The sequence below is a fragment of the Rhodoferax sp. genome (genome assembly GCF_030653815.1).
Taxonomy (GTDB): domain Bacteria; phylum Pseudomonadota; class Gammaproteobacteria; order Burkholderiales; family Burkholderiaceae_C; genus Rhodoferax.
Genome location: NZ_JAURYQ010000009.1, coordinates 42,666 through 68,948, shown reverse-complemented (window position 1 = coordinate 68,948; position 26,283 = coordinate 42,666). Strand labels below are relative to the sequence as shown.

Annotated in this window: 29 protein-coding genes; 6 read left to right on the top strand and 23 right to left on the bottom strand. The window is 61.6% G+C overall.

From position 1 onward, the window contains the following. Positions 1-28: 28 nt before the first annotated feature. A complete protein-coding gene (locus tag Q7U49_RS03315) occupies positions 29-586 on the bottom strand; it encodes an HNH endonuclease (protein ID WP_304762333.1) in 558 nt (185 codons plus the stop codon). Positions 587-755: 169 nt separating this feature from the next. On the opposite strand from Q7U49_RS03315, the gene Q7U49_RS03310 reads away from it, so the two are divergent. Genes Q7U49_RS03310 through lspA form a run of 3 tightly spaced genes read left to right on the top strand, consistent with a single transcriptional unit; the run spans position 756 to position 5,114 of the window. Continuing rightward, on the top strand, positions 756-1,742 hold the full coding sequence (locus Q7U49_RS03310; protein WP_304762332.1) for a bifunctional riboflavin kinase/FAD synthetase: 987 nt from the start codon (positions 756-758) through the stop codon (positions 1,740-1,742). Beyond that, positions 1,732-4,614 carry an isoleucine--tRNA ligase gene (gene ileS, locus Q7U49_RS03305; protein ID WP_304762331.1) on the top strand — a complete coding sequence of 961 codons (2,883 nt, stop codon included), beginning with the start codon at positions 1,732-1,734 and terminating at the stop codon, positions 4,612-4,614. The genes Q7U49_RS03310 and ileS overlap by 11 nt, the downstream gene beginning before the upstream one ends. Then, positions 4,614-5,114, top strand: coding sequence for a signal peptidase II (lspA, locus tag Q7U49_RS03300; RefSeq protein WP_304762330.1), 501 nt, complete (start codon positions 4,614-4,616; stop codon positions 5,112-5,114). The genes ileS and lspA overlap by 1 nt, the downstream gene beginning before the upstream one ends. Positions 5,115-5,117: 3 nt before the next feature. On the opposite strand, the gene Q7U49_RS03295 is transcribed toward lspA, so the two are convergent. Continuing rightward, positions 5,118-6,113: a quinone oxidoreductase gene (locus tag Q7U49_RS03295; RefSeq protein WP_304762329.1), complete on the bottom strand. Its 996-nt coding sequence runs from the start codon at positions 6,111-6,113 to the stop codon at positions 5,118-5,120. Positions 6,114-6,221: 108 nt separating this feature from the next. Between Q7U49_RS03295 and Q7U49_RS03290 the strand changes: the two genes are divergently transcribed. Then, positions 6,222-7,127 carry a DMT family transporter gene (locus tag Q7U49_RS03290; RefSeq protein WP_304762328.1) on the top strand — a complete coding sequence of 302 codons (906 nt, stop codon included), beginning with the start codon at positions 6,222-6,224 and terminating at the stop codon, positions 7,125-7,127. 12 nt (positions 7,128-7,139) lie between these two features. Here Q7U49_RS03290 and nadA read toward each other — a convergent pair whose 3' ends face one another. The 6 genes from nadA to Q7U49_RS03260 form a co-directional block, all read right to left on the bottom strand. After that, the gene (gene nadA / locus Q7U49_RS03285; RefSeq protein ID WP_304762327.1) at positions 7,140-8,261 is read right to left on the bottom strand and encodes a quinolinate synthase NadA; all 1,122 of its coding nucleotides are present in this window, start codon (positions 8,259-8,261) and stop codon (positions 7,140-7,142) included. Positions 8,262-8,302: 41 nt separating this feature from the next. Then, on the bottom strand, positions 8,303-9,181 hold the full coding sequence (nadC, locus tag Q7U49_RS03280) for a carboxylating nicotinate-nucleotide diphosphorylase (RefSeq protein ID WP_304762326.1): 879 nt from the start codon (positions 9,179-9,181) through the stop codon (positions 8,303-8,305). Positions 9,182-9,210: 29 nt separating this feature from the next. Further along, positions 9,211-10,236 carry an NAD(P)H-dependent glycerol-3-phosphate dehydrogenase gene (locus Q7U49_RS03275; protein WP_304762325.1) on the bottom strand — a complete coding sequence of 342 codons (1,026 nt, stop codon included), beginning with the start codon at positions 10,234-10,236 and terminating at the stop codon, positions 9,211-9,213. Between the two features lie 50 nt (positions 10,237-10,286). Continuing rightward, the gene (gene secB / locus Q7U49_RS03270; RefSeq protein ID WP_304762324.1) at positions 10,287-10,745 is read right to left on the bottom strand and encodes a protein-export chaperone SecB; all 459 of its coding nucleotides are present in this window, start codon (positions 10,743-10,745) and stop codon (positions 10,287-10,289) included. A 71-nt stretch (positions 10,746-10,816) separates the two neighbouring features. After that, a complete protein-coding gene (grxC, locus tag Q7U49_RS03265; RefSeq protein ID WP_304762323.1) occupies positions 10,817-11,077 on the bottom strand; it encodes a glutaredoxin 3 in 261 nt (86 codons plus the stop codon). 15 nt (positions 11,078-11,092) lie between these two features. Next, entirely contained in the window at positions 11,093-11,500 is a 408-nt protein-coding gene (locus Q7U49_RS03260; protein ID WP_304762322.1) for a rhodanese-like domain-containing protein, read from the bottom strand. 151 nt (positions 11,501-11,651) lie between these two features. Between Q7U49_RS03260 and Q7U49_RS03255 the strand changes: the two genes are divergently transcribed. Both Q7U49_RS03255 and Q7U49_RS03250 read left to right on the top strand, forming a co-directional pair. Continuing rightward, positions 11,652-13,124, top strand: coding sequence for a S41 family peptidase (locus tag Q7U49_RS03255; RefSeq protein WP_304762321.1), 1,473 nt, complete (start codon positions 11,652-11,654; stop codon positions 13,122-13,124). Positions 13,125-13,134: 10 nt separating this feature from the next. Continuing rightward, complete coding sequence (locus tag Q7U49_RS03250; RefSeq protein ID WP_304762320.1) at positions 13,135-13,905, top strand: molybdopterin-synthase adenylyltransferase MoeB; 771 nt, start codon at positions 13,135-13,137, stop codon at positions 13,903-13,905. Here Q7U49_RS03250 and Q7U49_RS03245 read toward each other — a convergent pair. The 15 genes from Q7U49_RS03245 to Q7U49_RS03175 all read right to left on the bottom strand — a co-directional run bounded on the left by Q7U49_RS03245 (position 13,892) and on the right by Q7U49_RS03175 (position 26,280). Further along, positions 13,892-14,395, bottom strand: coding sequence for a thermonuclease family protein (locus Q7U49_RS03245; RefSeq protein ID WP_304762319.1), 504 nt, complete (start codon positions 14,393-14,395; stop codon positions 13,892-13,894). The two genes, Q7U49_RS03250 and Q7U49_RS03245, sit on opposite strands and share 14 nt — an antisense overlap. An 8-nt stretch (positions 14,396-14,403) precedes the next feature. After that, the gene (locus Q7U49_RS03240) at positions 14,404-15,234 is read right to left on the bottom strand and encodes a DUF429 domain-containing protein (RefSeq protein WP_304762318.1); all 831 of its coding nucleotides are present in this window, start codon (positions 15,232-15,234) and stop codon (positions 14,404-14,406) included. Positions 15,235-15,237: 3 nt separating this feature from the next. Next, positions 15,238-15,660: a BLUF domain-containing protein gene (locus Q7U49_RS03235; RefSeq protein ID WP_304762317.1), complete on the bottom strand. Its 423-nt coding sequence runs from the start codon at positions 15,658-15,660 to the stop codon at positions 15,238-15,240. 2 nt (positions 15,661-15,662) lie between these two features. Next, complete coding sequence (gene folE, locus Q7U49_RS03230; protein ID WP_304762316.1) at positions 15,663-16,364, bottom strand: GTP cyclohydrolase I; 702 nt, start codon at positions 16,362-16,364, stop codon at positions 15,663-15,665. Between the two features lie 104 nt (positions 16,365-16,468). Next, complete coding sequence (clsB, locus tag Q7U49_RS03225) at positions 16,469-17,680, bottom strand: cardiolipin synthase ClsB (protein ID WP_304762315.1); 1,212 nt, start codon at positions 17,678-17,680, stop codon at positions 16,469-16,471. Between the two features lie 8 nt (positions 17,681-17,688). Further along, the gene (locus tag Q7U49_RS03220) at positions 17,689-18,423 is read right to left on the bottom strand and encodes an endonuclease/exonuclease/phosphatase family protein (protein WP_304762314.1); all 735 of its coding nucleotides are present in this window, start codon (positions 18,421-18,423) and stop codon (positions 17,689-17,691) included. Then, the gene (gene nudB / locus Q7U49_RS03215; protein WP_304762313.1) at positions 18,423-18,908 is read right to left on the bottom strand and encodes a dihydroneopterin triphosphate diphosphatase; all 486 of its coding nucleotides are present in this window, start codon (positions 18,906-18,908) and stop codon (positions 18,423-18,425) included. The genes Q7U49_RS03220 and nudB overlap by 1 nt, the downstream gene beginning before the upstream one ends. A 77-nt stretch (positions 18,909-18,985) precedes the next feature. Further along, positions 18,986-20,788: an aspartate--tRNA ligase gene (gene aspS / locus Q7U49_RS03210; RefSeq protein ID WP_304762312.1), complete on the bottom strand. Its 1,803-nt coding sequence runs from the start codon at positions 20,786-20,788 to the stop codon at positions 18,986-18,988. 49 nt (positions 20,789-20,837) lie between these two features. Further along, complete coding sequence (locus Q7U49_RS03205; protein WP_304762311.1) at positions 20,838-21,476, bottom strand: DUF502 domain-containing protein; 639 nt, start codon at positions 21,474-21,476, stop codon at positions 20,838-20,840. 23 nt (positions 21,477-21,499) lie between these two features. After that, the gene (locus Q7U49_RS03200) at positions 21,500-21,826 is read right to left on the bottom strand and encodes an FmdB family zinc ribbon protein (protein WP_304762310.1); all 327 of its coding nucleotides are present in this window, start codon (positions 21,824-21,826) and stop codon (positions 21,500-21,502) included. An 83-nt stretch (positions 21,827-21,909) separates the two neighbouring features. Next, entirely contained in the window at positions 21,910-23,478 is a 1,569-nt protein-coding gene (gene ubiB / locus Q7U49_RS03195) for a ubiquinone biosynthesis regulatory protein kinase UbiB (protein WP_304762309.1), read from the bottom strand. Next, positions 23,475-24,026, bottom strand: a complete 552-nt coding sequence (locus Q7U49_RS03190; protein ID WP_304762308.1) for a hypothetical protein — start codon at positions 24,024-24,026, stop codon at positions 23,475-23,477. The genes ubiB and Q7U49_RS03190 overlap by 4 nt, the downstream gene beginning before the upstream one ends. 35 nt (positions 24,027-24,061) lie before the next feature. Then, a complete protein-coding gene (locus Q7U49_RS03185) occupies positions 24,062-25,045 on the bottom strand; it encodes a Tim44 domain-containing protein (protein WP_304762307.1) in 984 nt (327 codons plus the stop codon). A 59-nt stretch (positions 25,046-25,104) separates the two neighbouring features. Further along, positions 25,105-25,836 carry a bifunctional demethylmenaquinone methyltransferase/2-methoxy-6-polyprenyl-1,4-benzoquinol methylase UbiE gene (gene ubiE / locus Q7U49_RS03180; protein ID WP_304762306.1) on the bottom strand — a complete coding sequence of 244 codons (732 nt, stop codon included), beginning with the start codon at positions 25,834-25,836 and terminating at the stop codon, positions 25,105-25,107. Between the two features lie 30 nt (positions 25,837-25,866). Further along, positions 25,867-26,280: a DUF971 domain-containing protein gene (locus Q7U49_RS03175; protein WP_304762305.1), complete on the bottom strand. Its 414-nt coding sequence runs from the start codon at positions 26,278-26,280 to the stop codon at positions 25,867-25,869. Positions 26,281-26,283 lie beyond the last annotated feature (3 nt).

The window sequence follows — 26,283 nt, the reverse complement described above, 5'->3', positions numbered from 1 at the left end:
ATAAAACCGACCGCACCGAAAAATCTGGTCAGGCCACCAAACGCGATGACTTGGGCACATGGGCCATCAGGAACTCCATCTGGTCGGCCAGGATGCGGCGGTTGCGCAAAATGAAGTCTTCCCACAGGCTGGGCACGTAGGGGGTGAAGAGCAGCGGCATGTGTGCCTGCTCGGGTGTGCGATGGCTTTTACGGTGGTTGCAGGGACGGCAGGCCGTGACCACGTTCATCCAGGTGTCGATGCCCTTCTGGGCGAACGGAATGATGTGCTCGCGCGTCAGGTCATGCTCGTCAAAATGGTCACCACAGTAGGCGCACAGGTTGCGGTCGCGGGCAAACAGCTTGCTGTTGGTCAGGCCGGGTTTGAGCTCGAACGGGTTGATGCCGGGCACGCCACGGGTGCCGATGATGCTTGACACCGTGATGATGGACTGCTGACCGGTGCGGGCGTTGTGACCGCCATGAAACACCGCCACCTGGCCGCCCATCTCCCAGCGCACCTCGTCGGACGCGTAATGAATGACCGCTTGTTCAAGCGAAATCCACGACTGGGGCAATCCCTGGGCTGACAGTTTCAAGACTTTCAAAACACGACTCCTGAAAAGTACGCAATCCGAACCTGGCTCTGCTGCACAAATGATGCCAACCGGGTGTCCCGTGCACGCATCTCGGACACAATATACTCCATTTAAATGTCAGACCGACTCCGAGCGCTTTGAGAACATGCGCATAACGCTATCAAAACTATAACAAATCATGAAGATTTTCCGTGGCTTCAAGCATCCCGACATTGCGCCGGCGTGTGCCTTGACGATAGGCAACTTTGACGGCGTGCACCGCGGTCACCAAGCCATGCTCTCCCTGCTCAAAGGCGAGGCACAACAGCGCGACGTGCCCAGTTGCGCCCTGACATTCGAGCCGCATCCACGTGATTTTTTTGCTGCCCTCACCCACAACCCCTCGCTGGCACCGGCGCGCGTGGGCACCTTGCGCGACAAGCTCAGTGACCTGGCGCACAGCGGCGTTGACCAGGCGGTGGTGCTGCCCTTTGATGCGCGGCTGGCCAACCTGTCGCCGCAGGCCTTCATCGACGAGGTCTTGATCAAAGGCCTGGGTGTCCGCTATGTGCTGGTCGGCGATGACTTCCGCTTTGGTCAGCGCCGCACCGGTGACTACGCCATGCTGGACGCGGCCGGCATGCAACAGGGCTTTGATGTGGCCCGCATGAACAGCTACGAGGTGCATGGCCTGCGGGTGTCGAGCTCGGCCGTGCGCGAGGCGCTGTCCCAGGGCCGCATGGCGGATGCCACCCGCCTGATGGGCCACCCTTACCGTATCTCCGGCCATGTGGTGCATGGCCGCAAACTGGGTCGCAGCCTGGGCTTCAAGACCCTGAACCAGCGCTTTGCGCACTGGAAACCGGCCGCCAGCGGCATCTTTGCGGTGCTGGTGCACGGCTTGGCCGACAAAGCCTTGATGGGTGTCGCCAACCTGGGCATTCGACCGTCGCTGGACCCGAATGATGTGAATGGCGGGCGCGTGCTGCTGGAAACCCATTGCCTGGACTGGCCGGCTGAGCTGGGGGCCGAGGGGGCCTACGGTAAAATCGTGCGCGTGGAACTTCTCCACAAACTGCACGACGAACTCAAATACAACTCCCTGGACGCTTTGACCGCTGGCATCCGCCAGGATTGCGAGCACGCCCGTGCCTACTTTGCTTCCCTGCCACACCATGACCACTAAGACACCTGATGCCGTTGGCACCGCCGGAAAAGCTGATTACCGCAGCACCCTGAACCTGCCCGACACGCCGTTTCCGATGCGCGGCGACCTGCCCAAGCGCGAACCGCTGTGGGTCAAGGAATGGCAGGACCAGGGTCTGTACCAAAAGCTGCGTGATGCGCGCCAAGGGGCGCCCAAATTCATCTTGCACGATGGCCCGCCCTACGCCAACGGCCAGATCCACATGGGCCACGCGGTCAACAAGATCCTCAAAGACATGATCGTCAAGGCGCGTCAGCTCAAGGGCCTGGACGCAGCCTACATCCCGGGCTGGGATTGCCACGGCCTGCCGATCGAAAACGCCATCGAGAAAAAGTTTGGCCGCAAACTGGCGCGTGACGACATGCAGGCCAAGAGCCGCGCCTACGCCACCGAGCAAATCGATCTGCAGCGCGAAGACTTCAAACGCCTGGGCGTGCTGGGCGACTGGGACCACCCCTACCGCACCATGGATTTCAAGAACGAGGCCGATGAGATTCGCGCCTTCAAGCGCGTGATTGAGCGCGGTTTTGTTTACCGCGGCCTGAAACCCGTGTACTGGTGTTTTGACTGCGGCTCCAGCTTGGCCGAGTTCGAGATCGAGTACGCCGACAAACAATCGCAAACCCTTGATGTGGGTTTCTTGTGTGCCGAGCCCGCCAAATTGGCCCATGCCTTTGGCCTGGAGTCGCTCGCCAAAGACGCCTTTGCGGTCATCTGGACCACCACCGCCTGGACCATTCCCGCCAACCAGGCGCTCAACGCGCACCCCGAACTCACTTACGCCCTGGTCGACACCGAACGCGGCTTGCTGGTGCTGGCCCAGGATCTGGTCAGCGCCTGCCTGGAGCGCTTCGGCCTGACCGGCACGGTCATGGCCACAGCCAACGGCAAAGCGCTGGGCGGCATCCACTTCAAGCACCCGTTGGCCCATGTCGACGCCGGTTATGACCGCCTGAGCCCGGTCTACCTGGCCGACTACGTCAGCGCGTCGGATGGCACCGGCATCGTGCACTCGGCGCCCGCTTATGGCGTGGAAGACTTCAACAGCTGCGTCGCGCATGGCATGGCCTACGATGACATCCTGAATCCGGTACAAGGCAACGGCGCTTATGCCGCCGACTTCCCGCTGTTTGGCGGCCAGCACATCTGGAAAGCCTGCCCGGTCATCATCGACACCCTGCGCGAGGCGGGCCGCCTGTTTTGCACCACCAACATCGTGCACAGCTACCCGCATTGCTGGCGCCACAAAACGCCGGTGATCTACCGCGCCGCCGCCCAGTGGTTCGTGCGCATGGACGAGGGTGAGGGTGTATTCACCAAAGACAAGGCACCCCAGTCGCTGCGCAAGATCGCCCTGGAAGCGATTGAAAACACGGCTTTTTACCCGGAAAACGGCAAGGCGCGCCTGCGCGACATGATTGCCGGGCGGCCCGACTGGTGCATCAGCCGCCAGCGCAGCTGGGGCGTGCCACTGCCCTTCTTTTTGCACAAAGATTCAGGCGAATTGCACCCGCGCACCATGGAGATTCTGGACCAGGCCGCCGATATGGTCGAAGCGGGTGGCATCGAGGCCTGGAGCAAGGCCACGACCGAGTCCATCCTGGGGGCGGTGGACGCCGAGCACTACACCAAGAGCAGCGACATCCTGGAAGTCTGGTTTGACTCCGGCACCACCCACACCACGGTGCTCAAAGGCTCCCACGCCGGCGCGGGCCACGAAGACGGCCCCGAGGCCGACCTCTACCTGGAGGGCCATGACCAGCACCGCGGCTGGTTCCACTCCTCCCTGTTGACCGCCTGCGCCATGTATGGCCGCGCACCCTACAAAGGCATCCTGACGCACGGTTTCACCGTGGACAGCAAGGGCCACAAGATGAGCAAAAGCGCCGGCAACGGCGTCGACCCGCAGGAAACCAGCAAGAAGCTCGGCGCCGAAATCATCCGACTGTGGGTCGCCGCCAGCGACTATTCGGGCGACATTGCCGGTGACGAAAAAATCCTGGCCCGCGTGGTGGACACCTACCGGCGCATCCGCAACACGCTCAAGTTCCTGCTGGCCAACGTCAGCGACTTTGACCCCGCTGTGGATGCCGTGCCACCGGCTCAGATGCTGGAAATCGACCGCTACGCGCTGAGCCGTGCGGCGCAATTGCAGGCCGACATCCTGGCACACTTTGAAATATATGAATTTCACCCGGTGGTGGCCAAGCTGCAGATTTATTGCAGCGAAGACCTGGGTTCGTTCTACCTCGACGTGCTGAAAGACCGGCTCTACACCACGGCGCCCAAGTCGCTGGCACGGCGCAGTGCGCAGACCGCACTGTGGCACATCACCCAGGCCATGCTGCGCTGGATGGCGCCATTTTTGAGCTTCACTGCCGAAGAAGCTTGGCGCACGCTGGGCCAGGCCGGCAAGACGCCCGCCGCCACCCGCGAATCCATCTTCATGGACCAGTACGTCGTCATGACCGAACCTGATGCCGCACGGCTGGCCAAATGGGCGCGCGTTCGCGAACTGCGCGACGCCATCAACAAGGAAATCGAAGTCCTGCGTGCCGACGGCAAGTTGGGCTCGTCACTGCAGGCCCGGGTAACTTTGACGGTAGGGCCTGACGACCACGCCCTGCTGGCCAGCCTGGGCGACGACCTGAAATTTGTCTTCATCACCTCCGCCATGGACCTGCTCGCGGGTGACGCCCTGAGCATTCAGGTCAGTCCCTCGACCGACGCCAAGTGCGATCGCTGCTGGCATTACCGCGACGATGTCGGTGTGGACAGCGCCCACCCCACGCTGTGTGGCCGCTGCACCAGCAACCTGTTTGGTGCCGGGGAAACCCGCACGGTGGCCTGATGGCGCGCAGAACCTTCGGGTCTTCCAGCGTCAGCCTGCTGGCCTGGCTGGGCTGGGCCGCGCTGCTGCTGATGGCCGACCAGTTCACCAAGGTGCTGATCCTGGGCTATTACCAATTGGGTGACAGCACCCCGGTGACCTCGTTCTTCAACATTGTGCGGGTCCACAACAGCGGCGCAGCGTTTTCTTTTCTGGCCAGCGCGGGCGGCTGGCAGCGCTGGTTTTTTACCGCCATCGGCGTGGGTGCCGCCCTGGTGATGGTCTGGCTGCTCAAGAAACATGCCGGTGAAAAATTGTTTGCCTTCGCCATCGCCAGCATTCTGGGCGGCGCCGTGGGCAATGTGATTGACCGCGTGCTGTACGGCTATGTGGTGGACTTCCTGGATTTCCACTGGCGTGGCTGGCACTTTCCGGCCTTCAATGTGGCCGACAGCGCCATCACGGTGGGCGCTGCCTGCCTGATCCTGGACGAGCTGCTGCGGGTGCGGCGCGGGCGCTAAGCCCTATAAAGTCAGGATGCTGCAGCCCGTCGTCTGGCGGGCTTCCAGATCGCGGTGCGCCTGCTGCACGTCTTCAAGCTTGTAGCGCTGGTCAATGTGAATCTGCACCTTGCCGCTGGTCACGGCTTCAAACAGATCATCGGCCATGGCTTGCGTGCTCTCGCGGGTCGCAATATGCGTGAACAGGGTTTGCCGGGTCAAATACAGTGAGCCTTTGGGACCGAGCATGCCGGGTGCAAACGGTGCCACCGGCCCCGAGGCGTTGCCAAAGCTGGCCATCAGGCCAAACGGTGCCAGGCAGTCCAGCGACTTGTCCCAGGTGTCCTTGCCCACCGAGTCATAGACCACCTTGACACCCTTGCCAGCGGTAATTTCCTTGACCCGCGCCAGAAAATCTTCGCTGCTGTAGTTGATGACAAAGGCCGCGCCGTTGGCTTTGGCCAGCGCACATTTGGCGTCTGAGCCCGCCGTGCCAATCAGTTGCAGACCCATGGCTTTAGCCCATTGGCAGGCAATCAGACCGACACCGCCTGCCGCGGCGTGAAACAGCACAAAGTCGCCAGGCTGCAAACCGCCCTGGGGTTGGGTTTTTTTGAGCAAATACTGCGCGGTGAGGCCCTTGAGCATCATGGCCGCGCCGGTCTCAAAGCTGATGGCGTCGGGCAACTTGCAAACGCATTTGGCCGGCATCACGCGCAGTTCGCAATAGCTTCCCGGGGGCTGGCTGGCATAGGCCGCGCGGTCACCCACCTGCAAATGCGTCACGCCCTCGCCCACCGCTTCCACCACGCCTGCGGCTTCCATGCCGAGCTGTTGCGGCAGCGTCATGGGGTACAGGCCGCTGCGCTGGTAGACGTCAATGAAGTTCAAGCCCACGGCCTTGTGGCGAATGCGGATCTCGCCGGGACCGGGTTCACCCACCGTCACGGTCACCAATTTGAGTTCTCCCGGGCCACCATGTTGGTCAATGCGGATGGCGCGTGAGGTAGTTGCTGTCATGTTTGAAGTCCTGAAATGTTGGGTTGGCAAGATATTGCCATGATTAGGCCGCAAAAGCGGCCGCAAGGACATCAGGCATTACCCCAAGCCTTGTTACAGTCTTGCCCCATGCACACCAAACTCAGCCCCAGCACCATCCTGTTGCTGACCCTGCCGCCTATTTTCTGGTCGGGTAACGCCGTGGTGGGGCGCCTGGTCGCCCCGCTGGTCTCGCCCATGACGCTCAACCTGATGCGCTGGACGCTTGCCTTCGTTCTGTTGTTGCCGCTGGCCGCCCCGGTCCTGCGCCGGGGCAGCGCGCTGTGGCCCAACTGGCAGCGTTTTGCCGTGCTGGGCCTGCTGAGCATTGGCGGCTACAACGCGCTGCTCTACCTGTCGCTCAACACCTCCACCCCGATCAACGTGACCCTGGTGGGCGCCAGCACGCCGGTCTGGACGCTGCTGATGGGGCGCGTGTTTTTTGGCATCCGGATTTCGGGCAAACAGTGGCTCGGCGCCTTGCTGTCGATCAGTGGCGTGCTGCTGGTGTTGAGCCGGGGGCAATTGGATGTGTTGTTGCAGGTGCGCCTGGTTCCGGGTGATGTCTACATCCTGCTGGCGTCTGCTGCCTGGGCTTACTACAGCTGGATGTTGGCCCACCCGACCACCGAGCCGGCCGAGATCAAACGCGACTGGGCCGCCTTTTTGCTGGCGCAAATTGCCTTTGGGCTGGTCTGGTCTGCCCTCTTTTCAGGCGCAGAGTGGTCCTTGGGATTAGGGCGGCTGGAGTTGAGTTGGGGTCTGGCACTGGCCTTGCTGTTCATTGCCATCGGCCCCGCCCTGCTGGCTTACCGCGCCTTTGGCGCCGGGGTGGCACGCGCGGGCCCGTCGGTGGCCGGTTTTTTCATCAACCTGACGCCCTTGTTCACCGCCGTGCTGTCGGCCGCTTTTTTAGGGGAGCTACCGCACCTGTACCACGGACTGGCGTTTGGATTGATCGTGGGCGGCATCTGGGTGTCGGCGTCACGGCGCTGACGAAGCGCGGGTTCAGGCGGCGCCGATGTGGGGCACCAGGCTGCCCGCGTCATGGCCGCCCTTGAGGGCCGAGGTGAACGCCAGCATGCGGTCAATTGGCAACCTGGCGCGGGAGATGATGGCCGGATCGACCTGAACCTCGTTGGCACCGGTTTCCAGCACACGGGCCACATCGGCCAGGCTGTTCATGGCCATCCAGGGGCAATGGGCGCAGCTCTTGCAAGTGGCGCTGTTGCCCGAGGTGGGGGCTTCCAGAAACAACTTGCCCGGGTTCAGGGTGCGCAGCTTGTGCATCATGCCGTTGTCGGTGGCCACGATGAACACTTTGGCGTCCATCTCGTGGGCCGCCTTGAGGATGCCCGAGGTCGAACCCACGGCGTCCGCCAGCGCCACCACCTCGACCGGCGACTCGGGGTGCACCAGCACCTTGGCACCCGGGTTTTGCGCCATCAGGTCTTGCAACTCGATGGCCTTGAACTCGTTGTGCACGATGCACGAGCCGTTCCACATCAGCATGTCGGCACCGGTTTCACGCTGGATGTAGCCGCCCAAGTGGCGGTCCGGCGCCCACAGGATCTTGTGGCCCTTGTCCTTGAGCGCTTTGACAATATCGAGCGCGCAGCTGGAAGTCACCAGCCAGTCCGAGCGCGCCTTGACCGCCGCGCTGGTGTTGGCATAGACCACCACGGTGCGATCCGGGTGGGCGTCGCAAAATGCGCTGAATTCATCTGCCGGGCAACCCAGGTCAAGCGAACAGGTGGCGTCGAGGTCGGGCATCAGCACGCGTTTTTCTGGCGACAGGATTTTGGCCGTTTCACCCATGAAACGCACGCCGGACACCACCAGGGTCTGCGCCGCATGGTCACGGCCAAAGCGCGCCATTTCCAGCGAGTCGCTGACCAGGCCACCGGTTTCCTCGGCCAGGTCCTGCAGGTCGGGGTGCACGTAGTAATGCGACACCATGACCGCGTTTTTTTGCCAGAGCAGGCGCCGGATCTTGTCTTTCAGGGCGGCACGCTCTGCCGGCCCAGGCTCTGGCGGCACCCGCGCCCAGGCGTGTTTGGTGGCGCACACCGAGCCACTGGCCTCGTCCTGCGGCTGCTCGTAATCGACTTCTTTCATGGCTGCGTTCATGTGGCCTCCGAATCCTCAAAAATCAACGTGTGGCTCTCCGTTCAGAGCGGTTCCGTGGCAAAGCGCATCGAAAAATCAACCGCCTGGATGTCCTTGGTCAAGGTGCCGATGGAAATACGGTCGACACCGGTGGACGCAATGGCGCGCACCGACGACAGGTTGACCCCGCCCGACACCTCCAGGATGGCTCGCCCGGCATTGAGTTGCACCGCCTCGTGCAACTGGGACAGCCCCATGTTGTCGAGCAAGACCATGGTCACGCCCGCATCCAGCGCCTCGCTGAGCTGGGCCAGGGTTTCAATCTCGATCTCGACAAAACAGGCCTGCGGTGCCACCAAGGCGGCTTTGTGCAGCACGGCGCTGACGCCGCCCGCAGCAGCAATGTGGTTTTCCTTGATCAACACCGCGTCGTACAAGCCCAGCCGGTGGTTGACGCCACCGCCCATCAGCACCGCGTACTTCTGTGCCAGGCGCAGGCCCGGAATCGTCTTGCGGGTGTCCACAATGTGCGCACGGACCCCCGGGACGTCGCGAATGGCTTCCACATAGTCACTGGTTTTGGTGGCCACGGCGCTCATGAGCTGCAAAAAATTCAGCGCAGTGCGCTCGGCCGTCAGCAGGGCACGCGCCTGACCGTGAATTTCCAGCACCACCTGATCGGCGTTGCAGCGGTGGCCCTCAGGCACATGCCAACTGATCTCCACCTCGGGGTCGAGCTGGCGCAGAGCGGCTTCGGCCCAGGGTTGACCGCAGATCACGGCGCTCTCACGGGCCAAGATGCGGGCGCGGGCCCGCAGTTTGGGGTCCACCAGGCCGGCGGTCAGGTCGCCGTCACCCACATCTTCCTGCAGGGCTCGGGCCACATCGGCGCTTGCCAATTCGGCCACCAAGGCGGGGGAGAAATCAAAAGGTGCAGTCATGTCAGGGTTTCCCGTTTCAGTTGGCAATTTCAGGAGGTCGCATCCGCTTGTTCGACGGTCGGTTCGCGGCCCATCAGGTCGGCCACCGCCTGCTGCGGTGTCAACAGGCCATCCAGCAAGGCCACCACCGCCTGGGCAATCGGCATGTCCACGCCCAGATGGGCGGCGCGCTGCACCACCGTGTGGGCGCTGTAAACACCTTCGGCCACATGGCCCAGCGCAGCCGTGGCTTGCGCCAATGTCTGGCCCTGCGCCAGCGCCAGTCCCACCTGCCGGTTGCGGGACAAGTCGCCAGTGGCCGTCAGCACCAGGTCACCCAGGCCGCTCAAACCCATGAAGGTGCTGGCCTGGGCACCCAGCGCCAGCCCGAGCCGGGTCATCTCGGCCAAGCCCCGGGTGATCAGGGCGGCGCGGGCATTGAGGCCCAAGCCCAATCCATCACACAGGCCGGTGGCGATGGCCAGCACGTTTTTGACGGCACCGCCGACCTCGACCCCGACGATGTCCTCGTTGGCGTAGACCCGCAGTGAGGGGCTGTGAAAGGCGGCCACCAGGGCCTGGCGCACTGCGTCATGCGCACTGGCAGCCACCAGTGCCGTGGGTTGCCCCCGCGCCACCTCCAGCGCAAAACTCGGGCCACTGAGCACACCGGCTTGCAAGCCGGGTGCCACCCGGGCCAGGATTTCATGACCCAGCAGACCGATGTCCTTGGCAAGCGGGGCTTCAAAGCCTTTGCAAACCCAGGCCACCGGTGCCGCACAGGACGCCAACACCGTCAGCATGGGCCGCAAGGCGGCCATCGGCGTGGCCACCACGACCAGATCGGCGGCAGCGGTCAAGTGCTTGAATTCCGTCAGGGGGAGCGCACTGAAAGCCAGTGCCGACGGCAAGCGCACGCCCGGCAAATAACGCGTGTTTTCACGCTGCGTCTGCAGGACGCTCAGCTGCGCGGCATCGCGCGCCCACAGCGTGACGGCGTGGACCTGCGGCTGACTGGCCGCACTTGCCGCGAGTGCCGTACCCCAGGCGCCAGCGCCTAGAACGATGATGTTCATCGGGGCTCAGGCATTGGCTGGAAACGCACGCACAGCTCGGCTGGTCAAAATTACTGGGCCGGGGTGGGCTCGGCCTGCGCCGCTTGCGCACTTTGCTGCTGCTCGTACATGGCCTGGAAGTTGATTTCCGACAGGTGCACCGGCGGGAAGCCACCGCGCTGAATCAAATCAGCCACATTGCCACGCAGGTAGGGGTACACAATTTGCGGGCAGGCGATGCCCATGATCGGGCCCATTTGCTCTGGCGGCAGGTTGCGAATCTCGAAAATGCCGGCTTGTGTGGCTTCCACCAAAAACACGGTCTTGTCCTTGATCTTGGTCTGCACCGTGGCAGTCACCATCACCTCATACACGCCTTCACCCACGGGCGCGGCATTGACACCCAACTGGATGTCGACGGTGGGCTGGTCCTGCTCCAGCAAAATGGCCGGCGAATTGGGTTGTTCCAGCGATGCTTCTTTGAGATAGACGCGTTGAATTTGGAAAATGGGGTCTTGGGTTTCAGCCATGAGAGTCTTTCAGTTTAAAGAGTGGTTTTCGCACCAGTACGATGCGGGGGAAAAATATGGATCGCTTGCCTTCAGGCCGCCTGCAGCAACGGCAACAGGCCACCCTTGGCGTCCAGAGCCACCAGGTCGTCGCAGCCACCCACATGGGTGCTGCCAATGAAGATTTGCGGCACGGTACGGCGCCCGGTGGTGGCCATCATCTGGTCACGCTCGGCGGGCAGCTGGTCAATGCGGATTTCCTCGATGTGCTCAACGCCACGGGCTTTGAGCAGTTGCTTGGCGCGAATGCAGTAGGGGCAAACGGCGGTGGTGTACATCTTGACGGCTTGCATGCGGGGCTCCAGCGTTCAGGCTTTTTCAACAGGCAGATTGGCCGAGCGCCAGGCGCCCAGGCCGCCTGAGAGCGACTGCACGTTCTCGAAACCCAGCTTCTTGGCAATCGCCACGGCACGGCTGCTGCGCGCACCCGACTGGCAGACCAGAATCACCGGCAGGGCCTTGTTCTTGACCGTCGCGGCCAGCTTGCCCTCCAACTGACCCATGGGGATGTTTTTGGCGCCGATCGGGTGGCCCGCCGCAAATTCATTGGGTTCACAGATGTCAATCAGCACGGCCTTTTCACGGTTGATCAGTTGCACCGCGCCGTCTGGCGTCAGGCTGCCCTGGCCAACGCCCTTGATCATGGGCATCATCAGCATGAGGCCGGCCGACAGGGCAACAGCGATCAACATCCAGTTATCGATAATAAATTTCACGGGTAATTTCCTAGGTGAGAGACATGGTTCAAGCCGCGCATTTTAGAATGCAGTGACAGCATTGACCGGACCTCTGCATTTATTCCTTTTTTAACATGCACAAACTCGTCAAACGGGTCATCTTTAACCGCTCAAAAGGCATGGAAACACAATGGGTCACAAATTAAAAGTCGCTGGCTGGATCTCGGTTGGCGTGGTCGCGGGCGCCCTGACCACCGTCTCATTGCAGACCGTGGCGCGGGGTGCGCTGGCCCCTTTGCCGCTGGAAGAGCTGCAGCAATTGGCCGCCGTGTTTGGCATGGTCAAGACCAATTATGTCGAGCCGGTGGATGAGAAAAAGCTCATCACCGATGCCATCGCCGGCATGGTGGCCGGCCTGGACCCGCATTCGGTCTACCTTGACAAGAAAGCGCTGAAGGACTTCAACGAAGGCACGACCGGCAGGTTTGTCGGCGTGGGCATTGAAATCTCCCAGGAAGACGGCCTCATCAAGGTGGTGTCGCCGATCGAAGACTCCCCCGCAGACCGCGCAGGGCTCAAGCCCAACGACCTGATCGTCAAGATTGACGAGACCCCGGTCAAGGGCATGACGCTCAACGAAGGCGTCAAGCGCATGCGCGGCGAGCCCAACACCAAAGTGGTCCTGAGCGTCTTCCGCAAGGACGAAAACCGCACCTTCCCGGTCACCATCACACGCGAAGAAATCAAGACCCAAAGCGTCAAGGCCAAGCTGATCGAGCCCGGCTATGCCTGGGTGCGCATCAGCCAGTTCCAGGAGCGCACCGTGGCCGATTTCGCGCGCAAGGTGGAAGACATCTACAAGCAGGAGCCCCAGCTCAAGGGCCTGGTGCTGGACTTGCGCAACGATCCGGGCGGTTATCTGGATGCTGCCGTGGCCATTTCGGCGGCCTTTCTGCCCGAGAACGTGACCGTGGTGTCGGCCAATGGCCAACTCGACGACAGCAAGTTTGTCTACAAGGCGTCACCGCGCTACTACCAGCGCCGTGGCGGTGCCGACCCGCTCAAACGGCTGGAAGAAGTCACGCGCGGCGCCCTCAAGTCGGTGCCACTGGTGGTGCTGGTCAACGAAGGCTCGGCCTCGGCCAGCGAGATCGTGGCCGGCGCCCTGCAAGATCACCAGCGCGCCAAATTGCTCGGCAACCAGACCTTTGGCAAGGGTTCGGTGCAAACCGCGGTCTGCCTGGACTCTGCTTTCCGCATGGACAACTGCCCCACCGCGGCGCTCAAGCTCACGACCAGCCGCTACTACACGCCCAGCGGCAAGTCGATCCAGGCCAAGGGCATCGTGCCTGACGTGATGATCGACGAGAGCGCCGACGGCAACCTGTTTGCCGCCCTGCGCACGCGTGAAGCCGACCTGGAAAAGCACCTGTCCAGTGGTCAGGGCGCAGAGGTCAAGGACGCCGCCCGTGAAAAATCCCGGGAAGACGCCCGCATCAAACTCGAAGAAGAAATGAAAAAGCCGGCCTCCGAGCGCCGGCTCCCCGAGCTGGGTTCGGCCAAGGACTTCCCGCTGACCCAGGCCTTGAACCAGCTCAAGGGCTTGCCGGTCATCGTCAGCAAGACCCTGGTCGAGCGGCCTCAAGCTGAAAAAGAGAACTAAGGGCGGGTTCATGACCGATGACGAGCTGCTGCGCTATTCGCGCCACATCCTGCTCAATGAAGTCGGGATCGAAGGCCAGGAGCGCATCCTGGCGGCGCACGCACTGATCATTGGCGCCGGCGGCCTGGGGTCCCCGGTGGCGCTGTACCTGGCCTCGGCCGGTGTCGGCCACATCACCGTGGTGGATCACGACACGGTGGACCTGACCAACCTGCAGCGCCAGGTGGCCCATACGGTGGACCGCGTCGGCCACCCCAAGGTTCAGTCCATCCAGACCGCCATTGCCCAGATCAACCCGGGGGTGCACGTGACGACGGTGCAGCAACGTGCCGATGCCGTGCTCTTGGGCCAACTGGTGGCGCAAGCGGATGTGGTGCTGGACTGTTGCGACAACTTTGCCACCCGGCACGCCATCAACGCGGCTTGTGTGGCGCACAAAACACCTCTGATCTCGGGGGCCGCCATCCGCTTCGACGGCCAGCTCAGCGTGTACGACGCGCGCGACAGCTTGTCACCTTGCTACGCCTGTGTCTTCCCGCCCGAGGCTACTTTTGAAGAAACCCGCTGCGCCACCATGGGGGTCTTTGCGCCGCTGGTGGGCATCATTGGCACCATGCAGGCCGCCGAGGCCCTCAAGCTGATCAGTGGCGCCGGCCGAGCCCTGACCGGCCGCCTGTTGATGCTGGATGGCCGCGCCATGGAATTTACCGAAGTTCGCATTGGTCGCCACGGCGCATGCCCGGTGTGCGGCAGCCCGGCACCCGAGCCTACCCCGGCTTGAACGCCTGACGCCCGGTCTGGCAAGGGCCGTGACGCTTGCGAAAGTCGCGCGGCAACAGCGCCGCCGGATCGGCAAACAGCCCCAGCCTGGCCGCTTTTGCCAACGCTTCCTGGACCGCATAAGGGCCCGGACTGCCGCGCCAGCGGCTTGACCAGGCATGGCCGGCGCCGACCAAAGCAGCCCCGACATCACGCCCATCCACCTGCAGCCGGGCCAGATCACGGCCATAAGTATCCTGAAAGTTCACGTTCACCTGCACCGGCTTGTTGACCACCAGGGCTTGCAAGGCGGCGCGGGAAGCCTCACCACCCGGCTGACACAACTCGGGCGCATCCAGGCCCAACAGGCGCACCTTGCGCGGTGCCACGCCCCGCCCGGCCTTGATCCACAGCGTGTCACCGTCCGACACATGGGTGACTTCGCCCAGCCAGACCCGGGCCTGCGCGCACAGAGGCAGCAACAAACACAGACAAAGAATTTTTCGCCACATGAAAAAACTCAGGCGCTGACGATCCAGCCTTCCAGCGGATCCATCTGCGCGGGCAAGCCGTAGCGTGTATCACCCGCGTCATGCCGCGTTTGCGCCCAGGCCGCCTGCATCAGGCACAACACGGCGTCCAGCGCGTCACCCCGGGCATCGTCAGCCAGCGCGTCGCGCTGGGCGTGGCTGAGCTTGAGGCGCAAACCCAGCCGGGTATGGCCGTGCTCCAGCGCCGTGATCAGGTCCTTGCGGGCAATCAGGCGCTCGGGCGTCTGCCGCGCCTTGTCGTCCGCCTTGTAACTGCGCTGACCGAGCACCTCGCGCGCCAGCAGGCCGGGGTAGCCCTCAAGCGCGATTTTCAGGGGCTCACCACCTTGATGCAGTCCCGGCAGCGTGGCCCCGGCCTGTAGTAGCAGCGGCACCCCGGCATGCATCATGAAAGCCACGGGTGGATTCACCCACTTCATGCTCGGGCTGGAGCCGGCAGGCCCGTCGGTCGCGCGATGGGCAAATTTGCCACCCACCGGGCGCGCCTGGCAAAAGGCCGCAAAGGCCTGGCGAATCTGCTCCCGGCTCAGCGCGCTGTAGTGCGCCATGCAGCCAGCCCAATCGGTCGGCCAACCCAGCGTTTGCACCAGTTCGCGTGGCAGACCAAACGGCAAATCGAACGCGCCGACCCAGCTTTGGTCTTGCTTGAGCCACTCTGAGAAATCAAGCAGCGATGGGAAATGCACCAGTCGGACCAGTTGCACCCGGCCCGGGTGCAACTCGCCGATGGCCAAGACAATGGTTTTCCTGGGTGTCGGTGCGCTGGAGAAATCACAACCCAGCAGGACGCTGGCAGGCACGAATCAAACGCGACCGATGATGGACGCGGTGGCGATCAGCTCTTCGAGCAGGGCCATGGAAACACTGCCCGAGACAGAGTAAGGGTCGAGCTCGGGTTTTTCGGCATATTTGAGCAAAATAGCCGCGTTGATGCGGTTCATGTTGACCTCACCCATGGTCCAGCCGGAGAACCGGCGTTCCGAGATCTCTTCGTATTGCAGCAGCACCACGTCCTTGTGACGCGGGTCGCGCTGAATGTGCCCATAAAGTTGACTGACCGCCATGCGGCCCCCCTCCAGGGCCTGCAAGAAAATACCGCCGCCGTAACACAGGACACCTGTCACGCCAGTGCTGGGGTTGTGGTCACGCGACTGGTGCAGGATGGACTCTATGGCCTCGGAGCTGGTGTCCACCGCCCGGCTGGCATACAACAAACGAACCAACATGGTTAACCTTTCTGGGGAATCAAAGACAAAAATTCGCGACGCAAATTGGCGTCCTTCAGGAAACTGCCGCGCATCACCGAGTTGATCATCTTGCTGTCAACGTCCTTGACACCACGCCAGCCCATACAGAAATGCGTGGCTTCCATGACGATGGCCAAGCCATCAGGTTGGGTTTTTTGCTGGATCAGGTCAGCCAGTTGCACCACCGCCTCTTCCTGGATTTGCGGGCGGCCCATGACCCATTCGGCCAGCCGAGCGTATTTTGACAAGCCGATCACATTGGTGTGCTCATTGGGCAGCACGCCGATCCAGATCTTGCCCATGATGGGACAAAAATGGTGGCTGCAAGCGCTGCGCACGGTGATGGGGCCGACGATCATCAGCTCATTGAGGTGTTCGGCATTGGGGAATTCGGTGATGGTCGGTGCCTTGACATAACGGCCCTGAAACACTTCCTTGACGTACATCTTGGCCACGCGGCGCGCGGTGTCGTCGGTGTTGTGGTCATGCTCGGTGTCAATCACCAGGCTGCCCAGCACCCCCTTCATTTTTTCTTCAACCTCGTCCAGCAAGAGCTCCAGTTCGCCGGGCTGGATGAAGTCCGCAATGTTGTCATTGGCGTGGAAGCGCTTGCGCGCGGCCAGAACACGTTCACGGATTTTGACGGAGACCGGTGTGCCTTCTTCGACGGGAGCTGAATTCATGGGTTAAGCAAGCTGTAATTGAATGTCGAACAATGTTAGCAGTCTTTCTCCAACAAGGTTATTTACCCCGATAGCTTGTTCTTATTGTGTTAATAGCTCTATATTTAATAGCGTTTTCCACTGACAAACAGCAAGCCACGCATGATGACGTAGGCCACCCTGTCAAGCATGCGCTGCACAAACGGCCGGGCGGCATAGTCCGCGGGGTCCACCCGCGTGCCTGCCACCGCCATGGCGTGCTCCAGGCGCGCCTGCAAATTCTGCGCAAACGCCACATCATCGACCACCACATTGGCCTCGCGTGCCAGCAACAGGCTCAAGGGATCGAGGTTGGAGGAACCCACGGTGGCCCAATGACCGTCGATCACCGCGACCTTGGCATGCAGGAAACTCACTTGGTATTCGGTGATCTCCACACCGGCGGCCAGCAATTTGCCGTAGACCATGCGCGCTGCGTGGTACTGCATGAAGTACTCATAGCGCCCCTGCAGCAACAAGCGCACCCGCACGCCACGCTGGGCGGCATGCACCAGGCCCCGGCGGATTTTTCGGCCCGGCAAAAAATAGGCGTTGGAAATGATGATGTCATGCTGTGCCTCACCAATGGCCTGACGGTAGGCCCGCTCGATGTGGGTGCGATGCCGCACGTTGTCGCGCAGGATCAGGCCAGCCCGTGTTTGCGCCAGGGCGCCAGCCACATGGCTGTCATCGGCCGCCGGCACAGCATCCGGGTCGGACTGGTTGGCCAAATGCAAGACTTGCCAGGCGGCGGCCAGATCACCCTGACGCCCGATGCGCGTGGCCTGCAAACGCCACCAGAATTGCAGCGTGGCGGCGTGCGCCGACTCCACCAGGGGTCCGGTCACGCGCACCGCAAAATCAAAGCGCGGGGCCTCCAGCACTCCGTGGTTGGGGTCATAAAAATCGTCCAGTACATTGATGCCGCCGCAAAATGCCACATGGCCATCCACCACGCACAATTTGCGATGCAAACGGCGCCAGCGGTTCGGAATCAGGAAACCGGTACGACCCAGCGGGGAAAAGATATGCCAGGCCACACCCGCTGCCGAAAAGCGGCTCACCCATTCCGGGCTCAGGCCATCGGTGCCGGCACCATCCATCACGACAAACACCTTGACCCCGCGCCGAGCGGCGCGCTCCAGGGCCTGGGCAACCTGGGCACCACTGGCTTCCACGCTGAAAATATAGGTTTCCAGGCGAATCTCATGCACGCTGCGGTCCATCGCCTGCACCAGGGCGGGAAAGAACTCCTGCGTTCCTTGCAATAAATCCACCTGATGACCGGCTGTGAACATGCGCCGAATCAGCTCACGGGCAAGGCAAATTCGGCAATCAGGGGCAAATGGTCGGACATGCGTCCCCAGATGCGCCCGCGCGGCACCATCAAGCCCATCGGCGTGAGGCCGCGCGCAAACACATAGTCCAACTGCGCCAATGGCAAGCGCGACGGATAGGTGGGCTGGCGCGCATCCCAGGTGTGCAAGCCGGTCTGCGCCAGCGCCGCCTGCACACTCTTGCCCCAGTCGTTGAAGTCACCCGCCACCAGCAAGGGCGCCTTGGCTGGAATTTCACGGGCAATAAAACGCTGCAACTGCGCCACCTGGCGCACCCGGCTGGCCTTGACCAGCCCCAGGTGCACCACCAGCACATGAACGCTCTGGCCGTGCAAGTCGAGGGTCACATGCAAAAAACCGCGTTGCTCCAGCCGGTGGTCCGACATGTCTTCATGCTGGTGTCCCAGCACCGGCCAGCGTGACAGCAGGGCATTGCCGTGCTCGCCATGGCGCGTGATGGCGTTGGTGCGGTACACCGCCTCGTAGCCCTGAGGTGCCAAAAATTCGGCTTGCGCCAACTCGGGCCAATGAGGAAAACGTTTCGCTTCCAGGCGGTTGCTATGGCGCACTTCCTGCAGGCAGACCACGTCGGCATCGAGCGACTCGACCGCCAGCCCCAGGTTGTGAATTTCCAGGCGCCGCGCCGGCCCCAGGCCTTGCACACCTTTGTGAATGTTGTATGTGGCAACCCGAATGATGTTCATCAGCGCCTTTGGCTAGAGGCAAAGCGGGGCAAGAGCAAACAGGCCTCGGCATTGGAGGAAGAAAAACAGGCCGCAGCGGCTTCACGCCAGGGCAGCCACTGGTAGGCCGTGTGTTCATGCGGACTCAAGCGCACCGGCGTGACTGCCGGCATTTGCAGGCCAAACAAATGCTCGGCGTTGTGGGTGACGCCGGGCGCGTAGCGATGGCGCCAACGCGGATAAATTTCGTACACATTTTCAAGATGCCAGTCCTGCAACTCATCCGCCAGCTTTGAGCCCGGACCGCAATCAATGCCGGTCTCTTCCATCACCTCGCGCTGGGCAGTTTCCAGAAATGTCTCATCCAGACTGTCCTTGCTGCCCGTCACCGATTGCCAGAAATCATCGACGTCGGCACGTTTGATCAACAGCACCTCGAGCGCGGGGGTATGGATGACGACCAGCACCGACTGCGGAATTTTGAAGGAGTGAGAAGCGGCAGTCACGGAGAAAAAAGCATTCCAATTAAAAAGGGCGCCGAGTTGGCGCCCTTTCATTTTGCATCAAACGCGTCTGGACAAACTTACGCCACCTTGGGCGCCTCGGGGGTACGCAGGCGAATGTGCAACTCGCGCAACTGTTTCTCGTCCACCGGGCTGGGGGCTTGGGTCAGCAGGCACTGGGCACGCTGGGTTTTGGGGAAGGCGATCACGTCACGAATCGACTCGGCGCCGGTCATCAGGGTGACGATGCGGTCCAGGCCAAAGGCCAGGCCACCGTGGGGCGGCGCGCCGTACTGCAGCGCGTCGAGCAGGAAGCCAAACTTCTGCTGTGCTTCTTCGGGCGTGATCTTGAGCGCGTCGAACACCTTTTTCTGCACATCGGCGCGGTGGATACGGACCGAACCGCCGCCCATTTCCCAACCGTTGAGCACCATGTCGTAGCCCTTGGAGATGCACTTGGCCGGGTCCGTGACCATCAGGTCTTCATGGCCGTCCTTGGGTGCGGTGAAGGGGTGGTGCACCGCCATCCAGCGGTCGGACTCTTCGTCGTGTTCGAACATCGGGAAGTCCACCACCCACAGCGGTGCCCAGCGGTCTTCGAACAGGCCATTCTTCTTGCCGAAGGCGCTGTGGCCGATCTTGATGCGCAGCGCACCGATGGCGTCGTTGACAATTTTTTCCTTGTCGGCGCCAAAAAACAAAATATCGCCGTCCTTGGCGCCAGTGCGTTTCAGGATTTCAGCCAGCGCCGCGTCATGCAGGTTTTTGACGATCGGGCTTTGCAGGCCCTCACGCCCGTTGGTGACGTCATTGACCTTGATCCAGGCCAGACCCTTGGCACCGTAAATCTTGACGAATTCGCCGTAGTTGTCAATTTCACTGCGGGTGATCTCGGCACCACCGGGCACGCACAGCGCCACCACACGGCCACCCTTGGTGGTGGCGGGCGTGGAGAACACCTTGAAGTCGACATCGGCCATGACGTCGGTGAGTTCGGTAAATTCAAGCTTGACACGCAGGTCGGGCTTGTCCGAGCCATAGCGGCGCGCGGCTTCCTGGTAGCTCATGACCGGGAACTCGCCCAGGTCAACGCCCAGCGTGTTCTGGAACACGGTCTTGATCATGCCCTGGAACATGGCCCGAATGTCTTCTTCGTCCATGAACGAGGTTTCAATATCGATCTGGGTGAATTCAGGCTGGCGGTCGGCGCGCAGGTCTTCGTCGCGGAAGCACTTGGTGATCTGATAGTAGCGATCGAACCCAGCCACCATCAGCAACTGCTTGAACAGCTGCGGGCTTTGCGGCAGCGCAAAAAAGTGGCCATCATGAACCCGGCTGGGCACCAGGTAGTCACGCGCGCCTTCGGGCGTGCTCTTGGTCAGCATGGGGGTTTCAATGTCGACAAAACCGTTGGCGTCCAGGAACTTGCGCACTTCCATGGTCACGCGGTAGCGCAGCAGGAGGTTGTTTTGCATGTAGGGGCGACGCAAGTCCAGCACCCGGTGCGTCAGACGCGTGGTCTCGCTGAGGTTTTCCTCATCCAGCTGGAACGGCGGCGTGACCGAGGGGTTGAGCACCTTGAGCTCATGGCACAACACCTCGATCTTGCCGCTCTTGAGGTTGGCATTGACGGTGCCGTCCGGGCGCGCGCGCACCAGGCCCTTGACCTGGATGCAAAACTCGTTGCGCAGGTCTTCAGCCACACCGAACATCTCGGCCCGGTCGGGGTCGCACACCACTTGCACGTAACCTTCGCGGTCGCGCACATCAACAAAAATCACGCCGCCGTGGTCACGTCGACGGTTGACCCAACCGCACAAGGTCACGGTTTCGCCCATCAGGGCTTCGGTCACGAGACCGCAATAATGAGAACGCATCGCCATAAAACTGCTTTCTAAAACCACCTGGAACAAGTGGCGGGTTATCAAAAAATTATTTGGGTAACAGATCCGGCGCAGCGGGAGGCACCGAACCCATCGAAATCACATAGGTCAAGGCTTCATCCACACTCATGTTGAGCTCGATCACATCGCTGCGCGGCACCATCAGGAAGAAGCCACTGGTGGGGTTGGGTGTGGTGGGCACATACACGCTGACAAAGTCCGGGCCCAGATGCTGCGCCACCTCGCCACCGGGCACACCGGTTTGAAATGCGATGGTCCAGGCCCCCTGGCGCGGGTACTGCACCAGCAGCGCCGTGCGAAAAGCATTGCCGTTGCTGGAAAACAGCGTGTCAGAAACTTTCTTGACACTGGTGTAGATGGTCTTGAACACCGGAATCTTGGTCTGGATGCGATGCCACTGCACCAGCCACCAGCGTCCCGCCACATTGGTCACCAGCGCACCGGTGAGCAAAAGACCACCGAAGACCAGGATGACCCCGAGCCCCGGAATATGCTTGAAATACTCCAGGGTATTCATCAAGGATCCCGGCAGCATGGCCTGCAACACGGTCAGCAAGCCAACAAAAATGCCATCAAGCAATTCCATCAGCCACAACAGCACGGCGAAGGTGATGGCCGTCGGCAGCCAGACCAGCAAACCGGTCAGCAGGTATTTTCTAAAAGGCACAGAAACTTTCGAAGAGAAGGGATTCAGCTATGGCAGGCACAGCCACCACCACAGGCACTGGCCGCAGGCGCAGCCTCTGTTTTGGCCGGAGCGGCCACGCTGCTCGCAGCCTCCGCTGGGGCGGCCGAGGCGCCTGCCGCCGGGGCGACGGCCGAAGCAGCCGCACTCCCCCCCTTGAAATCGGTGGCATACCAACCCGAACCCTTGAGCTGAAAGCCAGCCGCGGTGAGCTGCTTGGCAAAGCTGGCCTGGCCGCAGGTGGGGCACTCGGTGAGCACGGGGTCGGACATTTTTTGCAACACATCCTGGGCAAAGCCGCAGGCGTTGCATTTGTAGGCATAAATGGGCATGGTAATCAGACCTGTGTAAGGGAGTCGCAAAACCCGTGATTATAAAGTCGCCCCCGAATTCCGGAGCTCAGGGCCGACCCAGGCTAGAAAATCTGCACGCGCACCAATATCTGCATCACGATCAGGCCCAGCACAAAGCCAATCACGCCGTACACCAGGGACTGCAGCAGCTTGTTGGTGCGGCGCTGCTCGACCAGCAAGGCACGCAGCTCCCTGGCACTGGCGTCAGCAGGCGGATGCTTGAGAAAATCAAACAGCAGGCGGGGCAGCTCGGGCAGCAGCTTGGCGTAGCGTGGCGCCTCGTTGCGCAGCTCGTCAATCAGCTTCTTGGGACCGATCTGTTCCATCATCCACTTTTCAAGAAAGGGTTTGGCGGTGTGCCACAAGTCCAGGTCAGGATCAAGCTGGCGCCCCAGCCCTTCAATATTGAGCAGGGTTTTTTGCAGCAGCACCAGTTGCGGTTGGATCTCGACCTGGAACCGGCGCGAGGTCTGGAACAGGCGCATCAGGATCATGCCCAGCGACAACTCCTTGAGCGGCCGATCAAAGTAGGGCTCGCAAACAGCACGCACCGCGGCTTCGAGCTCATCCACGCGGGTGGCAGCGGGCACCCAGCCCGACTCGATGTGCAGCTCGGCCACACGCTTGTAGTCGCGGCGGAAAAAGGCAATGAAGTTTTGCGCCAGGTATTCCTTGTCGCCTTCGGTCAGGGTACCGACAATGCCGAAGTCAAGCGAAATGTAGCGGCCAAAGGTGGCAGGCTCCAGGCTCACCTGGATGTTGCCGGGGTGCATGTCGGCGTGAAAGAAGCCGTCGCGAAACACCTGGGTGAAAAAGATGGTGACCCCATCGCGCGCCAACTTCGGGATATCAATACCCGCTGCACGCAAACGCTCCACCTGGTTGATCGGCGCGCCTTTCATGCGCTCCATCACGATCACCTCGGGCATGCAGTAATCCCAGTACATCTCCGGAATCAACACCAGGTCCAGGTCGGCCATGTTGCGGCGCAGCTGGGCTGCACTGGAGGCCTCGCGCACCAGGTCGAGTTCGTCGTGCAGGTATTTGTCAAATTCAGCCACCACCTCGCGCGGCTTGAGGCGTTTGCCGTCGTCCGACAGGCTCTCCACCCAGCCCGCCATCATGCGCAACAAGGCCAGGTCTTTGTTGATGACCGACAGCATGTCTGGGCGCAGCACCTTGACCGCGACGTCGCGCGACTGGCCCTGCCGGTCCTTGAGCACCGCGAAATGAACCTGGGCAATGGAAGCGCTGGCGACTGGCTGATGTTCAAACGAAACAAAAATATCGTTCACCGACTTGCCAAACGCGCGCTCGATGATGGCCACCGCCACCTCGCTTGGAAACGGCGGCACCCGGTCTTGCAGCAGCGCCAGTTCGTCGGCAATGTCCACCGGCAGCAGGTCGCGCCGGGTCGACAGCACCTGGCCAAATTTGACAAAAATGGGGCCGAGGCTTTCCAGCGTTTCACGAATGCGCTGACCCCGGGGCGCGTCGAGCTTGCGCCCCAAGGTCAATATTTTGGTCAGGCGCAGCAACCAGGGTTTATTGAAGCTGGTCAGGGCCAGTTCATCCAGGCCATTGCGCAACATCACCCACAGGATGAAGGCCCCGCGAAAAATATTGGTCATTTGGCTGACTTGCCGGGCGCAAACGCTGCTGCCTTGGCCAAAAACTCCCGCAGGCTGCTGCTCAGGGTCCCGGCCATCTGGCTCAGGGTGTGTGCCGGCACGTCACCGATGACGCGCGCCAGGTCTTCTTCCATGTCCCAGCGCACATGCTCGGTCAGCCAGTTGACTTCAGCGGCCAACTGGACATCGCCTTCAATCCGGACGGCGGGCTTTTCACCCTTGAAAACCGCCTGCGCCAGCGCAAAAGGCGACTCGTCGGTGACGGTCAGGACCAGGTCGGGCTTGGCCTGCTCGTCCGCCAGATCCAGCAAGCCCGCCGGCGTGGCCACCAGCTTGAAATAAAAGCTGCGCCACTGCACCAGCATGATGCGGTCTTTTTGGCGCACCAGGCGCGCCATGGCCTCGCTCTCCTGCATCAGGACATGATTCAGCAGCAGCACAATGCGGCGCTGGGCCTCGTTGACAGCCCAGGCCGGAGGGGACAATTTGGGGAGCGGGAGTTTTTCTACAAAACTCTCCAGAAAAGAAAAAGGGGTCTGTGTTGCCATAGACCCCATTATTCCCTGAAACAGAACGCTTTCGCTTACTGCAGGGCTTGAACCCCTGCCACCAACCAGCCGCTGCGACCATTTTTTGGCTTGATCATGTTCCAGACTTCGCGGAACGGGCTGGCACCCGCCGAGGGCTCCTCACGGATCATGCCGGTGAACTCCACACTGGCCATGTATTCGTCGCCCAGATCTTCAATACCGAGCAGATGGGCCTCGATCATCACGACCTCGGTCTGATTGCCCGGACCACCCGTGTGATTCTCACGCTCGGCGAGCTGGGCCTGGATTTCCTTCAGCATGGTGTCGGTCATCATGACACGCAAGGCGGGAATGTCGGATTTGTCCCAAGCGGCCTGCAGCGAGACAAAATTGGCTTTTGCCGCCGTGAGAAAGCCCTCGGAATCAAAGCCCTCGGGGATACCCCAGGTCTGGGAACCGGACAGGCCCGAGCCGATCATCGAACCGCTTGCAGCAGGTGCAGCGCCTGCCAGCGGGGTGCTGTCAAAGGCTGCCGAATTGCGCTCCCAGGGCCGCGCTGAAGCGTCATTGCCAACATTTTCAGGACGGTAGCTGGCCGGTACGCTGGCAGGGCTGGCAGCCCCTGCGCCCTGAAACGCAAAGGGCGAGGCCGACGTCCGCGAGGCCGCGTTGTTACGCCGCTTGAACCAGGCCACGCCAGCCATGATGGCCATGGCCAGCAAGGCAAACATCAAAATTTGTCCCATCTCTTCACCCAAGCCGAGCGAGCTGGCCAGCCAGGCCAGACCCAGGCCGGCAGCCAGACCACCCAGCATGGCACCCCAAGGCTTCTTGGGAGCTGCGGCAGCGGCAGTGCCCGCTGCGGGCGCCTTGGCGGCAGCCGCCTGAGTGGGCGCCGGTGCGGGTGCCGCCTGGCGTTGCGTCACGTTGCTGGACTGCTTGCCAAAGGAGGACCCACCACCAAAGCGCTTGGCCGCGTCGGCGTGACCGGTCACCAGGACCAGACTCATCGTCAAAACTGAAAGCCATCGTTTCATACCATCTCCAAGTTTTATGAATCAATAAAAATAATCGGGTGCCGGGATCGTGAATTCGCTCAACATTTGATACCGACATGCAAGGCTACCAGACCACCCGTCATGTTGTGGTAATCCACATGGCCAAAGCCATTAGCCTTCATCAGGGATTTGAGTTCTTCCTGGCTCGGATGCATGCGAATCGACTCGGCCAGATACTGGTAACTGGAGGCGTCGCCTGCCACCCACTCGCCCAGCTTGGGCAGCACCTTGAACGAGTACCAGTCGTAGGCTTTTTCCAGCGGCTTGGCCACCTTGGAAAACTCGAGCACCAGCAACTTGCCACCGGGCTTGAGCACCCGGTTCATCTCCGCCAGGGCCACGTCCTTGTGCGTCATGTTGCGCAAGCCAAAAGCCACCGTGACCAGGTTGAAATGGTGGTCGGGAAAAGGCAGCTTTTCGGCATCACACACCAGCGTGGGCAGCACCACGCCGGCATCCACCAGACGGTCACGCCCGGTGCGCAACATGGCTTCGTTGATGTCGGTGTGCACCACCTGCCCGCTCTTGCCGACCTTGGCAGCAAAGGCCAGGGCCAGGTCGCCGGTGCCGCCGGCAATGTCGAGCACCTTGTCACCCTCGTGCACGTTGGCCACCGTGACGGTATAGGCTTTCCAGACGCGATGCAGGCCCATCGACATCAGGTCGTTCATGACGTCGTACTTGGGGGCGACCGAATCAAAAACGCCTTTGACATGATTGGCTTTGTCAGCCTCATCAACGCTTTTGAACCCGAAATGTGTAGTGCTCATAATTGAAGAACGATAGGACTTGGAAATGCCTCAATGGCTGGCGCAACTGCTGCCCGCCTTCTCAAGCATGGGCGCGTCGCGATCGACACCGGCAGCGGTCAGGCGGGCGTTGTAGTCAAGCCACAACTTGTCCTGCTGCGAACCCAGAAAGTACAGATAGTCCCAGGAATAAATGCCGGTGTCGTGCCCGTCTGAAAAGCTGGGCTGGATGGCGTAGTTACCCACCGGCTCCAGACCGCTCAAAGTGACCTCGCGCTTGCCGGTTTGCAGCACCTCCTGGCCTGGCCCGTGGCCCGCCACTTCGGCAGACGGTGAATAAACACGCATCAACTCAAAAGGAATCCGAAAGCTCGCGCCGTCGGAGAAACTGATTTCCAGCACCCGCGACTGGCTGTGCACCGTGATGTCTTGAGGCGCCGGGGCGCCCGCTTGTAAACCTGCCATGTG